The organism is Pedobacter suwonensis (assembly GCF_900111825.1).
In the GTDB taxonomy this organism is placed as follows: Bacteria; Bacteroidota; Bacteroidia; order Sphingobacteriales; family Sphingobacteriaceae; genus Pedobacter; species Pedobacter suwonensis.
In genome coordinates, this window is record NZ_FOJM01000027.1 from 13,788 (window position 1) to 28,706 (window position 14,919).

Annotated in this window: 16 protein-coding genes; 9 read left to right on the top strand and 7 right to left on the bottom strand. The window is 38.1% G+C overall.

Going from position 1 to position 14,919, the window contains the following annotated elements:
* Positions 1–18: 18 nt before the first annotated feature.
* The 4 genes from BM107_RS23765 to BM107_RS23780 all read right to left on the bottom strand — a co-directional run bounded on the left by BM107_RS23765 (position 19) and on the right by BM107_RS23780 (position 3,670).
* Positions 19–783 carry an SDR family NAD(P)-dependent oxidoreductase gene (locus tag BM107_RS23765; RefSeq protein WP_090988061.1) on the bottom strand — a complete coding sequence of 255 codons (765 nt, stop codon included), beginning with the start codon at positions 781–783 and terminating at the stop codon, positions 19–21.
* Positions 784–869: 86 nt separating this feature from the next.
* A complete protein-coding gene (locus tag BM107_RS23770; RefSeq protein ID WP_090988063.1) occupies positions 870–1,277 on the bottom strand; it encodes a helix-turn-helix domain-containing protein in 408 nt (135 codons plus the stop codon).
* A 130-nt stretch (positions 1,278–1,407) separates the two neighbouring features.
* On the bottom strand, positions 1,408–1,707 hold the full coding sequence (locus BM107_RS23775) for a DUF6252 domain-containing protein (protein WP_139222333.1): 300 nt from the start codon (positions 1,705–1,707) through the stop codon (positions 1,408–1,410).
* Positions 1,708–2,026: 319 nt separating this feature from the next.
* Complete coding sequence (locus BM107_RS23780; RefSeq protein ID WP_090988068.1) at positions 2,027–3,670, bottom strand: glycine--tRNA ligase; 1,644 nt, start codon at positions 3,668–3,670, stop codon at positions 2,027–2,029.
* 515 nt (positions 3,671–4,185) lie between these two features.
* Between BM107_RS23780 and BM107_RS23785 the strand changes: the two genes are divergently transcribed.
* The 9 genes from BM107_RS23785 (at position 4,186) to BM107_RS23825 (ending at position 12,380) form a co-directional block, all read left to right on the top strand.
* Positions 4,186–5,106: a glycerophosphodiester phosphodiesterase family protein gene (locus tag BM107_RS23785; protein WP_090988070.1), complete on the top strand. Its 921-nt coding sequence runs from the start codon at positions 4,186–4,188 to the stop codon at positions 5,104–5,106.
* 103 nt (positions 5,107–5,209) lie between these two features.
* Complete coding sequence (locus BM107_RS23790; protein ID WP_090988072.1) at positions 5,210–5,917, top strand: ATP-binding cassette domain-containing protein; 708 nt, start codon at positions 5,210–5,212, stop codon at positions 5,915–5,917.
* A gap of 4 nt (positions 5,918–5,921) precedes the next feature.
* Positions 5,922–6,464: a hypothetical protein gene (locus BM107_RS23795; protein ID WP_090988074.1), complete on the top strand. Its 543-nt coding sequence runs from the start codon at positions 5,922–5,924 to the stop codon at positions 6,462–6,464.
* Between the two features lie 73 nt (positions 6,465–6,537).
* Positions 6,538–7,263, top strand: coding sequence for a gliding motility-associated ABC transporter permease subunit GldF (gene gldF, locus BM107_RS23800; protein ID WP_090988075.1), 726 nt, complete (start codon positions 6,538–6,540; stop codon positions 7,261–7,263).
* Entirely contained in the window at positions 7,263–8,948 is a 1,686-nt protein-coding gene (gene gldG, locus BM107_RS23805) for a gliding motility-associated ABC transporter substrate-binding protein GldG (RefSeq protein WP_090988077.1), read from the top strand. The genes gldF and gldG overlap by 1 nt, the downstream gene beginning before the upstream one ends.
* 33 nt (positions 8,949–8,981) lie before the next feature.
* Positions 8,982–10,106, top strand: coding sequence for a DNA polymerase III subunit beta (gene dnaN, locus BM107_RS23810; protein WP_090988080.1), 1,125 nt, complete (start codon positions 8,982–8,984; stop codon positions 10,104–10,106).
* Between the two features lie 84 nt (positions 10,107–10,190).
* Positions 10,191–10,868, top strand: a complete 678-nt coding sequence (locus BM107_RS23815) for a DUF4397 domain-containing protein (protein ID WP_159435310.1) — start codon at positions 10,191–10,193, stop codon at positions 10,866–10,868.
* A gap of 57 nt (positions 10,869–10,925) precedes the next feature.
* The gene (locus BM107_RS23820) at positions 10,926–11,627 is read left to right on the top strand and encodes a DUF4397 domain-containing protein (RefSeq protein WP_090988084.1); all 702 of its coding nucleotides are present in this window, start codon (positions 10,926–10,928) and stop codon (positions 11,625–11,627) included.
* 66 nt (positions 11,628–11,693) lie between these two features.
* Positions 11,694–12,380, top strand: a complete 687-nt coding sequence (locus tag BM107_RS23825; protein ID WP_090988086.1) for a DedA family protein — start codon at positions 11,694–11,696, stop codon at positions 12,378–12,380.
* On the opposite strand, the gene BM107_RS23830 is transcribed toward BM107_RS23825, so the two are convergent.
* The 3 genes from BM107_RS23830 to BM107_RS23840 all read right to left on the bottom strand — a co-directional run bounded on the left by BM107_RS23830 (position 12,381) and on the right by BM107_RS23840 (position 14,564).
* A complete protein-coding gene (locus tag BM107_RS23830) occupies positions 12,381–13,337 on the bottom strand; it encodes a zinc dependent phospholipase C family protein (RefSeq protein WP_090988088.1) in 957 nt (318 codons plus the stop codon).
* Positions 13,338–13,472: 135 nt separating this feature from the next.
* Positions 13,473–14,033, bottom strand: a complete 561-nt coding sequence (locus BM107_RS23835) for a hypothetical protein (RefSeq protein ID WP_090988090.1) — start codon at positions 14,031–14,033, stop codon at positions 13,473–13,475.
* 171 nt (positions 14,034–14,204) lie between these two features.
* On the bottom strand, positions 14,205–14,564 hold the full coding sequence (locus tag BM107_RS23840) for an endonuclease domain-containing protein (protein WP_090988092.1): 360 nt from the start codon (positions 14,562–14,564) through the stop codon (positions 14,205–14,207).
* Positions 14,565–14,919: the final 355 nt, after the last annotated feature.

Sequence of the window (14,919 nt, forward strand, 5' to 3'; positions counted from 1 at the left end):
TTAAGAATAGTGAAAAATCTATAGAAACATACCGCCTGATGCTTCAATACGCTGGGCGTTAATCCATCTTGCCTCTTCGGTACATAGAAATGCAACTACACCCCCAATATCATCTGGCAAGCCCACACGGCCTAAAGCAGTGTTGGCGGCGATTGCGGCATTAATCTGATCATTGTCCCGTACCATTCCACCACCAAAATCAGTTTCAATTGCACCAGGAGCCACAACGTTCGATCTGATTCCTCTTGCACCTAACTCTTTGGCCTGGTATCGGGTCAAGGTTTCTATCGCACCTTTCATCGAAGCATAAGCGGCGTAGCCAGGGGTTGCAAAACGAGCCAGTCCCGATGAAATATTAATGATTCCACTGCCATCATTTAATAAGGGCAAGGCTTTCTGGGTTAAAAAGAAAGCGCCTTTGTAATGGATATTTACCAGGGCATCAAATTGTTCCTCCGTAGTATCAGCAAATGAAGCGTGGATGCCAATCCCTGCATTATTGATCAGGAAGTCGAATTTTTCGGCATTGAAGACAGATTTTAATACACTTTTAGCCTCACTGAAAAAAGCGTCAAAAGTTTTGGCATCGCCAACATTTAACTGAATTGCTGCTGCAGGTACACCAAGTGCTTTAATTTCGTTTACGGTAGCATCTGCTTGATCTTTTTTAAATTGATAGGTTAAAATTACACCGATTCCTTTTGAGGCGATTTTTATGGCTGCGTTTTTTCCCAATCCACGGCTACCGCCAGTTACCAGGGCAATTTTATTTTGTGTTTCCATTTTCTTTTTATTTGTTAAACAAAATTAGATGGAAATCGGCTGTAAAAATGGTGACAGCTTAAGTAAAAATGGTGACTGTTTAAGTTTTATGTGGTGGCAATTTCCGTATTGGTAGCTAGAGACTCGAAATAAGCCTCGCGATACTGTTTTGGCGTTTGGCCGGCAAAGTGTTTGAAAAACTTGGTAAAGTTGGACGGATCGTAAGTTAATATCCTGGCAATTTCGGCAATAGGCATGTTTACATTATGTAACATCAATTTGGATATTTCCATTAAGCGCTCTTCGAAAAAATAACAGGGCGAGTGCCCGGTAGCGGCTTTTATGGTATTGCTTAAATGTGTAGGATGAACATGAATAAGCTCGGCAAAATCTCTTACCTCAAACATTTCTGTGGCACGGCCAGCTACAATGTCGTCAAGGTGTTTGTCTAATTCTTTTAAATAATCTGCCGCAATTTCATGTCGACGGGCAAAAAACTTCTGTGGAATTTTCATATCTATGCTGTTGATCGCTTAACAGAGATATCATTCCTTAAAAGAATATGAAATAAGATTGCCGGCAGCAGTTTTTATGATGGAAGGATGATATATCATGCGATTTATCGATGTTATGCATGTGCGTGGTTTATTGCTTATCTATGCCTAGGTAAAAAATTCCATCGATTGTTTTTGCCATCGTGTTGCTATAATCTGTTGCAATAAAATGGAAAGTGCCTTTAATCTTTTGATCAGTTACGCTGAGAATCTGTACTTTTCCATCACTTAAGATATAATTTTCTTCATTTTCGCCACTTAGTGCCTTTTTAACATAAGCACCGGCTACCTGTATCTGGTTGAGATTTAAAATATATTCTCCCACTCCATTGTAACCGATAATGTTCAGGTTGAGCATCCGGTTTGAACCGCTACCTATTATCCTAAGCATTTTACAGCTTGGGCTGATTGTAAAATTGCTACTAATTACAGCATTGTCAGTGAATTCTATTAAAGTATCATCTATTTTTATGCTAAAAATATCTTTTTCTGGTAAAGGTGTTTCTTTTTTGCAGGATGAAATAAAGAGGAGGAAGGTAAAGGCCAAGGAGATTAATTTGAAAGATAGTTTCAAGAGTGTTAAGTTGTTTTTGGGTTAATAATGCCGTGAAGATATTTTTATGATACAAAAAAGTCGCAGGGGTAAAACCTGCGACTCGATAACATCTATTTAGATGCTGAAATAAATTCAGCATGACGAATTGGTGTTTTTAAGCCAACAATGCCTTCCAGCTGGTTGCTTTACCAATAATACCAGTTAAATCGGCAATGGCTACACGTTCCTGCTCCATGCTATCGCGGTGGCGAATCGTAACCGTATTGTCTTCTAAACTCTGGTGGTCAACTGTGATACAGAAAGGCGTACCTACTGCATCCTGACGGCGATAACGTTTACCTATCGCATCTTTCTCTTCGTAAATACAGTTGAAATCGAATTTAAGTTCATCCATAATTTCGCGTGCTTTTTCCGGTAAACCGTCTTTTTTGGTCAATGGGAAAATAGCTACTTTGTATGGTGCCAAAGCAGGGTGTAAACGCAATAAAGTACGGCTGTCTTGCTTATCTTCAGTGCTTAAATCCTGCTCTTCAAACGCATTGATCATCGTTAACAAGAACATACGGTCTAAACCGATAGACGTTTCGATTACATATGGGATATAATTGCCGTAAGGTTTACCATCTTCATTTAAATCGTTATCGAAATACTGCATTTTTTTGCCGGAGTATTCCTGGTGCTGCTTCAAATCGAAATCTGTACGACTGTGGATACCCTCAACTTCTTTAAACCCGAATGGGAATTCGAATTCAATATCGGTAGCGGCATTGGCATAGTGCGCCAGCTTAACGTGGTCGTGGTAACGGTATTTTTCTGGGTTTACGCCTAAAGCCTTATGCCATTTTAAACGTGCTTCTTTCCAGTATTCGAACCATTTTTTGTCTTCACCCGGGCGAACAAAAAACTGCATTTCCATTTGTTCAAACTCACGCATACGCATAATAAACTGGCGGGCAATTACCTCATTTCTGAAAGCTTTACCAATCTGCGCAATACCGAAAGGAATTTTCATCCTGCCTGACTTTTGAACATTCAAAAAATTTACAAAAATTCCCTGGGCGGTTTCCGGACGAAGATAAACCTCATCACTGCCTTCGGCCATAGCACCAAATTGGGTGCTGAACATCAGGTTAAACTGACGCACGTCGGTCCAGTTTGAAGTTTTAGAAATCGGGCAGATTACTTTATAGTTTACGATTAAATCTTTTAACTGTGCTAGGTTTTCAGATTTAAGTGCAAGGTTCATTTCTACTTCAAGCGCCAAACCCTTTCTAACAAATCTCCAGCTGGCCTCATCAACAAATGGATATTTTGTATTATCTAAAATCGTTTCTTCATCTTTAAAACCAGGGATCCAGGCAGCTTGTCCTTCGTCACTTAAACCCAATATCTCCTGTTGAAACGATTCAAATTTGGCTTTGTTTTCCGCACTGAAACTGGCTAATTCCGAATATAATTCATCAATTTTGTTTTCCAGTAACTGATCGGCACGGTATCGTTTTTTCGAATCTTTATTGTCAATCATCGGATCGTTAAAGCCATCCACGTGTCCGCTGGCTTTCCAAACCTTTGGGTGCATAAAAATTGCAGAGTCAATCCCTACAATGTTCTCGTGCATTTGCACCATGGCTTTCCACCAATAGGTTTTTATGTTGTTTTTTAACTCGGCACCCAATTGGCCGTAATCATAAACAGCACTTAAGCCATCATATATTTCGCTGCTCTGAAATACGAAACCGTATTCTTTAGCATGTGATATTACATTTTTAAATTGTTCGTCGTTATTCTTTTGAGCCATAATGCAGCAAAGATAATAAAAAGGCGGAGGGTTTAAAGGTATAAGGTTGAAGGTTTTTGATCCAACGCAAAGGCAATGCTATCGTTATGTTGGTTTAATAACTATCAGAATTCTTCCCGCATCTTTTTAAAGAATCAGATGCTTGGCCAATCAGCTCATATTTTCTTAAATCATTTATATGGTTTAGGTATTTTGAAAAGCAGTGTCAGTGCTAATGGGTTTCAGATACCCTGTTTTCTGCTTTATTTCTGTTGATGTGATGAAAAATCGGGATCGTGTCCGCTGCAATCAGGTTTAGATGGCCAATTTGTGGACATAATTTTTTAAATATCAATTACAAAAGGATAGTTATCATCAAATGCAATGCTAATTTTATCAATGGGTTAAAGGGTAATCCAATTAACCGATTTCAACAATTAACCCATTAACCCTTTAATAGCTATTCATTTAACCCGGTAGATATTTAACATGCTATTTTACCGCTTCTATCTTTCATTTTTTCCTACTTTTGAACCATGAAATTCCACCATTTGTTATTACTGGTTATTGTTATACTGTTTACCTCATGCACGCCAAAGGAGAAAAAGCATCACTATATTAAATTCAATACCATTACGGAGTTATATCAATTCTTGAAGTGGACGCCAGAGAACCGTTTTCCGCTAATTAGCGCGCACCGCGGAGGGCCAATGCCAGGTTATCCCGAAAACTGCATCGAAACATTCGATAATGCCACTACTTATAATCCGGTCGTAATCGAATTTGATATTGCTTACAGTAAAGATTCCGTAATGGTGATTATGCACGATGATCTGCTCGACCGTACTTCTACAGGGAAAGGGCCGATTGGCAGTTATACTCATGAAGAGCTGAAAGCCTTTAACCTTAAAGATAATGAAGGCAAAGAAACAAAATTTAAAATTCCCACTTTAGATAGCGTACTCAGCTGGAGCAAAGGAAAAGTGCTCTTGACCATTGATTTGAAAAAAGGCGTTTCTTATGCAAAAGTGATTGAAAAAGTTAGGCAGTATAAAGCAGAAAGTAACTCCATTATCATCACCTACACAGCAGATCAGGCAAAGGAAGTGCATCAGTTGGCGCCAGAATTAATGATTTCGGCATCTGTTCAGAAAAAAGCAGAATTGAAAAGGTTAAATGGACTGGGGATCCCGAATAACCGCATTGTAGCTTTTGTTGGTGTTTCCGCACCAGATAAAGAATTATATCAATACTTACACAATAAAGGCATTACTACTATTTTAGGTACTATGGGTAATATTGATAAAAGTGCCATAGCCAGTCCGGTAAAAAATATTTATTATCATTTGGTTAATAATGGTGCAGATATATTATCTGGCGATAATTTACCGCAGGCAGCAGAAGAGCTGGATAAGTTCAGGTATAATAAAAAATTAAGTTCAGCGCATATTAATTAGTTTGTTCGTCATTATAAGATTGCTTCGTCGTTCCTCCCCGCAATGACGATATTTCTTAATTTTACTTCAATAACTTGTAGAAAATTGGTTTTAAACATGCAAAATGAGTATTTCAGTTAAAAATCTTTTTAAACATTACGATAAGCAAAAAGCAGTAGATGCGATTAGTTTTGAAGCCAGGCCCGGACGTATTCTTGGCTTTTTAGGACCAAATGGCGCTGGTAAATCGACCACGATGCGTATGCTTACCGGTTATCTGGCACCTACATCAGGCGAGGCTGAAATTGCTGGTAAAAGCATTTTTTCTGATGCCATTGAAGCCAAGAAGCACATTGGCTACCTTCCTGAAAATACGCCTCTTTATCCCGATATGTATGTAAAGGAATTTTTAAGTTTTGTTGGGCAAACCTATAAAATTGTCAATTTACCCGCCCGGATTGATGAAGTTGTTAAAATGGTGGGTTTAACGCCAGAGCAGCATAAAAAGATAGGGATGTTATCGAAAGGGTATCGCCAAAGGGTAGGCCTGGCCCAGGCGATCATCCATAACCCATCAGTTCTAATTTTAGATGAACCTACGTCCGGATTAGATCCTAATCAACTTGTGGATATCAGGCAGCTTATCAAAACGCTTGGTACAGCCAAAACGGTTGTGATTTCTACCCACATTATGCAAGAGGTTGAAGCCATTTGTGATGATATTATTATTATGAACAAAGGCAAAATGGTAGCAAACGATTCGTTAGAGGGACTTAAAAAAATGCACCAGCAACAGTCATTAGAAGATATTTTCAGAAAACTTACCGCTTAAATTCATGCGTAGCATCAACATCAGAACCATACTTATTGGCTTTTTATTCTTAAGCCCATCATTTTTAAAGGCTCAAAATAACGCCAGCATTGGTATTGCGGCAGAAATTGGTTTACCATCAAGCAATTTCTCTAACCTATCCAGTATTGGCCTGGGCGTTTCGGTAAAAGCTGATCTGCCGGTTGCAGAAAATCTCGCAGTAACATTAAATGCAGGTTTTATGAATTTCTTTGGCAAAAGAAATCAATTGTTTAATGTACAGGATTTAACCTATATTTCTGCAAAAGCCGGATTAAAATATCAGTTGAGCGAAAGCTTTTATGCAGAAGGTCAACTGGGTGCCGCACTGCCTTTAAATAACGAACAAAAAAAACTGTTCATTTGGTCGCCTGGCATTGGTAACCAGTTTAAATTATCAGGAGGTAATAAACTCGATCTTGGCATCAGATACGAAGGCTGGACGGGTAAAAGCGATATTTTTGGCCTTAGTAAAACCAATACCAAAGGGTTTGTAGGCATTAGGTTTGCCTATTTATTTAGCATCTAACTAAAGTTGAGCGATGTTGCCCCGGATAGCCTAACGAAAAAATATTTCTTAACTTCGGTATTTAAATTTAACTATGTACGCAGTTTTTAAACGCGAGTTATTCAGTTTCTTAAGTTCGATGGTGGCTTACATCACTATTGGCATTTTTCTATTGGTTTCTGGCCTGTTACTTTGGTTTTTTCCTGATACTTCGATACTCGATTATGGTTATGCCGAACTTGATGGCTTTTTTAGTTTAGTGCCTTATCTTTTTATGTTTCTCATTCCGGCCATCACGATGCGCGCTTTTGCTGAAGAAAGGAAAGAGGGCACTTTTGAACTTTTAATTACCCGCCCCATCCACATTTGGCAGATCGTTGTGGCAAAATATTTAGCGAGCCTGGTTTTGGTGTTATTTGCCCTGATTCCAACCTTAATTTATTATTATAGTATTTCAAAGCTGGGTTTTCCCGAAGGAAATATCGATTCGGGATCGGTTATTGGCTCATACATTGGCCTGTTTTTATTAGGCGCTGCCTTTACATCAATGGGGATTTTCTCCTCTGCATTAACTAAAAATCAGGTTATTGCCTTTGTAATCAGCGCGGCCTTATGTGCATTCGCTTTTTTAGGCTTTGATTATAGCAGTCAGCTGGCTGCATTTCAAAGTATCGGGAATATCATTAGGAATTTAGGGATCAATCAACATTATACTTCGATAAGCCGTGGTGTTTTAGATACCAGGGATCTGATTTACTTTATAACGTTTTCCGTTCTGTTTTTATTAATCACCAAATTGATGATAGGAGTGAAAAGGTAATGAGACTAAAGCATAAATGGGGTAACTCCATCATCGTTATAGCGGCATTGATCATTTTAAATATTGTAGGGCAATACGCTTTCTATCGTTTTGATTTTACGGCCGATAAACGTTTCACACTAAGCGAAAAAACAAAAGCCTTGCTGGAGGGTAACGAAAAGCCGGTGATGATTACCGTTTTTTTAGCCGGGGAACTGCCACCTGCGTTTAAGCGCCTCCAGGCTGCAGTTTCTGATATCTTATCTGACTATCAAGCCTATGCCAAAAAAGATGTAAAAGTGGTTTTTGTCGATCCCTTAGCCGGTCTTAACCAGGCCGATCAGGATACGGTGATCAATAATTTGTATGAAAGAGGCATAGAAGCCACCAATTTAAGTGTTAAAACAGAAAGTGGTCTGACGCAGAAGCTTGTATTTCCAATGGCCATGATGGAAAGCGGAGGTAAGGAATTCCCGATTAAACTTTTCCAGAATTTAGATACCCGGGGGAATTATGAAGACAATATCAACCGTGCGATTGAAAATCTGGAATATATATTTACTTCAGGTTTAAAAAAAGTGATATCGGGTGATAACCCCAGGATTGGGTTCTCTGAGTCAAATGGTGAGCTTTCTGATCTGCATCTGGCCGATGCGATCCATACCCTGTCAAACAGTTATTTGGTGGGCCGTATTGATTTAAATAGTATCGACAAAGCAGGACTTGATAAATTGAAAATGCTCATCATAGCCAAGCCCAGGAAACCTTTTACTGAAGAGGAGAAATACAAAATCAACTATTTTGTAATGAATGGCGGGCGGGTGTTGTGGAGTATCGATCAGGTAAATGCCGAACTGGATAGTTTGCGTGGCAAAAGTGGGCAAATGGCCATTAATAATAACCTTAACCTGGACGATATGCTATTTATGTATGGCTCAAGGGTTAATTATAATATCATAGCTGATCCTGCGAACAGTACCGAAATTCCGGTCTCAACGGGAGTTGTAGGTGGACAAAACCAGATGCAGCTCGTTCCATGGATTTATTACCCGATTTTATTGCCCGATACGGCTGAAAGTGTGGTGAAGAAACTGGATGGAGTGAAATCTGAATTTCCGAGCACGGTAGATACTATCGGAGTTAGAGGAGTAAAGAAATCGTACATTTTAAGTACTTCTCCTTATAACAAAGTATTTAATGTGCCGAAGCTGTTCAGCTTGCAAATGTTAAGCGAGCAGTTGGATCCACGGTCTTTTCAAAGTAAGCCACAGCATGTTGGTTTGATGTTGGAAGGTAATTTTCCATCGGTTTTTGCCGGGCGCCCCTTACCCGCAACGATTAAGCAACCCTATACCTCAGCCAGTGTAGGAAAACCCGCTAAAATGATTGTGATAGGCGACGGCGATATCTTTAAAAACCAGGTATCTGAACAGAACGGATCACCCTTTCCCCTGGGTTTTGACCGATATTCGCAGCGCACCTTTGGTAATAAAGCCTTGTTACTTAACATCGTTGATTATTTTACGGATAATGATAACTTAATTGCGCTGCGGAATAAAGAAGTAAAAATCAGATTACTGGATAAAGCCAAAATTAAGCTTGAAAAAACGAAATGGCAGTTTATAAATGTTGTGGTGCCCTTGCTATTGTTAATATTCTTTGCGATTTTTCAACATTATTACCGCAAATACAAGTACGCTAAATAATTTTTATATTTTTGAAGAATACTAAATAATATCATGAGATTTATTGTATCCACATCAACGCTGTTAAAACACTTACAAACCGTAAATGGTGCATCAAGCAGCAGTACGGTTTTGCCTATATTAGAAAATTTTCTCTTCGAAATTAAAGATGGAAACTTAACGATCTCTGCTACCGATCTGCAAACCAGTATGACAACCGCTTTGGCTGTAGAATCAAAGGAAGAAGGTAAAGTAGCCGTTCCGTCTAAAATTTTATTAGATACGTTAAAAACGTTACCAGATCAACCGATTGCATTTAATATTGATGATAGTACCTTTGCCATTGAGATCAGTGCGGGTGATGGTAAATATAAATTAAGTGGTGAAAATGGCGATGACTTTCCGAAGATTCCCGTAGTTGAAAATGCATCTTCTGTAAATTTACCCGCATCGGTTTTAACCGAAGCCATTACCAAAACTATTTTTGCGGTAAGTAACGATGAGCTGCGCCCGGCAATGACTGGTGTATTTTGTCAGCTGTCTCCTCAGCACATCACTTTTGTGGCCACCGATGCACATAAACTGGTAAGATACCGCCGTATGGATAGCAAAGCTGATAAAGCCACCTCATTTATTCTTCCCAAAAAAGCTTTAACACTTTTGAAAGCTGCCTTGCCTTCAACTGATATAAATGTATCAGTAGATTATAATGCTACAAGCGCTTTCTTCAAGTTCGAAAATATAAACTTAGTGTGTCGTTTAATAGACGAGCGCTATCCAGATTATGAGGCAGTTATTCCAACCAACAATCCTAATAAACTGGTTATTGACAGGGGCTTGTTTTTAAATACGCTCCGTAGGGTTGTAATTTTTGCCAACAAAACGACGCATCAGGTAAGGTTGAAAATCAGCGGAAGCGAATTAAATATTTCTTCCGAGGATTTGGATTTTGCGAACGAGGCACATGAACGCTTAAGTTGCCAATATGATGGCGAAGACCTTGAAATTGGCTTTAATGCCCGTTTTTTAATTGAAATGTTGAGCAATTTAAGTGGTGATGAGGTTACTTTAGAACTTTCTACTCCGAACAGGGCAGGGCTTTTAATTCCGCAAACCAATGACGAAAATGAAGACGTTCTAATGTTGGTAATGCCGGTGATGCTGAATAACAGTTATTAAAAAAACTAGTGTATTAGTTTTAATAAGAAAATGGCTTGGTTTTTGACCGAGCCATTTTTGTTTTATATCAACCAACCAAAACCAATGAAAATCTATAACCAACGCTCTACAGTATTGATTTTGCTCATTGCTGTTTGCAGCATAAGTTTATCATCATGCAAAAAGGATAATCCGGCTGAAGTTGCAAAGGGGCAAGCCAAGTTAAAAATGGTTAATGCTTCGACAGCCGATGTTCATCAGGATTTCTATCTCGATAATGAAAAACTCACCACTTCGGCTCTGGCTTTTGGTGAAACCAGTGATTATGTGAAAATTCCTTCAGGTAATAGAAGTGTTTCTTACACCGGAACGAACAATGCGACTACAGATACTTCGCTAAACTTTATACCATCTATTACTTATACTGCTTTTTTGGTTACCAATAAAAAAGGTGAACTGGAAATTGTCAATTATGAAGATAACCTGAGCAATACAGAATCAACCAAAGCAAAGATTAAATTAATAAATCTTACCCCTGCTTTTGCCACAGGGATAAATGTGACGGTACAGGGCGGCACACAATTTGTTAATGGCCTGGCTTTTAAAGAAGCATCGAATTATTTTACGGTTGATCCTGAAGTAAACCTGAGGTATTCAGTGGTTGGTTCAGGCAGTATTAAAACCATTGATGCTAAAAGCCTGGAGGCAGGGAAAATTTATACCATTTGGTTTAGTGGTGCTGCCGCTGCAACTTTGACGGCACATATCATTACCGATAATTAATTTCGCAGTTTTTGCGCTTTCTGCTATCTTTACGTTTTAGTAGCATTGGTAATTTATATGAAAAATACAGTATTGTTTTCCAGAATATTCTTTCTTGTGGTGTGCGTCTTTTTAATTAGCTCCTGCATCAAAAACAATAATTTCATTAAAGGTGATGCTAAAATCCGCTTTTTTCAGGCAGCTTCTACCGATACCACTCAAAATTTTTATTTAAACGGCAGGCAGATCGGCGCTTCTGTAGCTTATAATAGCAATACAAGTTATGTAGTTATACCTGGCGATTCTATTATTAATATCACAAGCAAAAATATTGGAACTGGCGTAGATGCGGCATCTCTGACAGAACAAAAATTTAAAATCGGTCAAAATTATTCGGTTTTTTATCTGAAAGAAGCAATTGATAAGCCTGCAAAGTTGAAAGTTTATCAGGATGATGTAAAGCCCGACCTGGATTCAGCGAAGCTAACTTTTTTAAACTTGGGTTATACACTAGGTTCTAAAGTAGTAATTACAGATAGTACAAATACGGCTAAACCGACTGAATCGTTACTTGGCTATGGTGAAACCAAAACTTTTAAGGTAAAGGTTAATAATGTAATGAAGTATGCGTTTAAGTTAGCTAACCCCACCGCAACAAATCCACCGCCTTCGGTAACACGTCTAGATTCGCTTACGATTAATAGGGGAAGGGTTTACCTGATTTTATTTGATGGTGATAAAAAGGGAGAACTTAAAAATCGCATCATTCCGGCAAACTAATTATTTATTAAAATTTAAAGCATATTATTCTTTTACTATGCTTACTTTTGCCCAAAATCAAATAAATTGGAATTACTACAGCAGCTTTTAGATTTTATCCTCCACATTGATGTTCATTTGGCCCAGATTGTTAACGAATATCGTACCTGGACTTATCTTATTTTATTCCTGATCATTTTTGCCGAAACCGGTTTTGTGGTAACTCCATTTCTTCCTGGTGATTCTTTGCTTTTTGCCATGGGTGCTTTAATTGCGGGCGAACATGAAACAGGGTTAAATATCTGGATTATGCTCCTGATATTAATTGTAGCTGCGATTTTAGGAAATACCGTTAATTATAAATTAGGAAGCGTTTTGGGGGCGGGAGTATTTAAAGAAAAAAACAAAATTTTAAAACTCAAATATTACCATCAATCTCACGAATTTTTCGAAAAACATGGCGGTAAAGCCATTATGCTGAGCCGTTTTTTACCGATTTTCAGGACAATTGCTCCTTTTGTTGCCGGTATAGCTAAAATGCCTTTCGGCCGCTTTACCTATTACAATATTATTGGTGGGGTTGCCTGGATTTTTGCCCTGTTAATCGGTGGTTATCTGTTGGGACAGATTCCGGCAATTAAAAATAACTTCGAATTGGTTATCATCTTTATTGCTGTAGTTACATTTGTTCCTGCCATTTGGGCTGCTATCAGAAGTCGCTTACAGCCTAAAAAGGTGGAAAAAATGATTGAAGGAGAGGAGCCGAACGCTTAACTAAAGTTCTCTTCCGATCAGTATTCCTTTTTGATATTGCTTTTCAATCTCTTTTTCTGCGCTTTGCTCATCAGGCAACAGTTCGGTTTTGATCAGGTTTTTAAGTACTGGCTGTCCGGCATCTACCCAGGCTGAGTACCAAAACGAACCTGTGGTTAATATGGCAGCACGCATTTGTTTTTCGACCATATTATTCATCTTATCGTGATAGGCTTTTGCATATTCTCTGGAGTATTGTTTAAGTACGGTATGGTTTCGTTCTGAAAAGCTATACTTTTCGCTAGCGGGATATGATGCATTTAAAGTTGCTTCAAAGCTAAGTACCGTATCAACCAAACCATGGGTGTGTTTAAGTACTTTCCAGATTTCCTGCAATGGGTTTTCGATATACTGAGCCCGGCCTACCACAAAATTGTATTGAGTTGAAAATAATTCGGGCAAACGGCTTTCCCAAAAGGCATGGATGCCTACCTGGTTGGTGAGTTGCCCGTTATGGTTGGCGGTAGTGTGTAACGGAACATGTGCATCGGCAATGTAATGCCCCAGATCTGCAGAATATTTTAGGATTTTTATCGAGTCATGCGTTTTAAAGGCTTTAACTAAACCATAATAGCTTCGCTGTACCTGCCATGGAATGATACCATCAGTATTTAGCTTTTTCAGGCCGTATTTAGCCAGGGCATCATCCCACTTTTCCGGAATGCTATCAATGTTTTGTTCATAGTTCTCCACATCGAGGTAGTGCCGTGGCGCTTCCAGGGTATCCGCATATCTGCGTTTGTCGGCATCAACGGCATGTTCGGTAATGTATTTAATATTCTTTTTATAGAAACCGATCATTTCTGCCGGTAAAGTAAAGACAGCAAGGTTGTTTATCCTTTGGTGTGCAAAGAAGCCCCAGGAGGTACAAAGAAATATAGGGATGATTAACGCGGCTAAAATCGTTAATCTTTTCATACTCAAATATAAAAAAAAAGAATTTAATTTGTTTTTTATATTATCAAAATAGATATCAGCTATATTATTTGAAATAGGATTTAAACATTAAGATTCTTGAAAAAGAAATGGCTTTCCGAGATTGAATACGAATATTTAAGGATTTCCACGTCGCATTACATGAATAATATACCTCCATTCATCATCTATCAAGGTATCTTTCGCTGTTGATTTTAGTGGCAAATTTTCCGGAGCATTCCAAACAAGGCTTTCGTAAATATCAGAATTGTTTTTCTCATCAAAACTATGCCCCACAGACATCTCAATCATTCCGTTTCTGTTTATGCTAAAACCGGTAATTTTACCTCTTTTTATAGCATAAAAAGCACTATCGAGTTTAGGTAAAATAAATTCAGGGACATTATTGAAGTTAATCTCTTTTTGGATAAAATGGTTTTCCTTCTCATCATCATGTAAAAAGGCAAACTCTTCAATCTCTTCGGGGTGATCAACTTGAGCTTTCCTAAAATTAATGATTGTATCCATGTGCTCAACCACAAGATCGTTTAGTTTTTTGTATGCAGTTAAGTCATTAATTACAGCCTGATCAAAATTGGCTTGTTGCATTATTTCAATCTGTTTGGTTTTGCTTTTACATGAAGCAATTACAAACACCAGAATAGTTAGGGATACGATTAACTTATTTTTAATTTTCATTTGGGAGGGTTACTTTTAGATCTATATTTAATGATTAATTATGTTTAAAATTATCAATTTAAGTTAATAAATAAAGTCGGGAAAAATGTGTTAAGATTTGTAATTGGGGGCTACTAGTTGTATTTACTGGATAAATTAGCTCCCTCCTTGATAAGGAGGGGCCGGGGGTGGTTATTTGTTTTTAAAATGGCTTCTAATCGCTTCACAAACCAGCTCTTCAGATTCAAAAACGTCAATATTGTCAAACCGGATCATCCTAATTCCTTTGCTCTCTAAAAAATCAGTTCTTTCCTTGTCATATATTTCCGCTGAATAATCATCATGACTGCTTCCATCAACTTCAATAGCTAATTTTTCAGAGGGGCAGTAAAAATCTAAAATATAATTTCCAACACTATGTTGTCTCCTGAATTTTCTGCCGTCAAGTTTTGAGTTTTGGAGGTACCTCCACATGGTCGCCTCAGCTGGGGTGAGGTTATTTCTCAATTCCCTTCTTTTTTCTTTTAGATACTTGAGATTATGGATTACCATAGTTCAATATAAATATTTTTAAATTAATTTTATTCAGTTTACCACCCCTTACCCCTCCTAAAATAGGAGGGGATTAGGAACTGCTTTGGCCAAATTGGTTGGGAATGTTAAGGTTTGTAGTTGGGGACACTGGCTATGTTTCTGTATGATGAATTAGTTATTTTCTTGATCAGATGTATGTACTGTTTAATTTTTAGTATTTATTTTTCGTATCAAATTTACTGGATGAATCAGCTCCCCTCCTTGATAAGGAGGGGCCGGGGGGTGGTCAAAGTAAGTTTAGAGTGCTTAAGTTTGTAATCAGTAGGCGCTGGCTATATTTTTATTAGATAAAGTAGTTCTTCTCTCGGTTAAC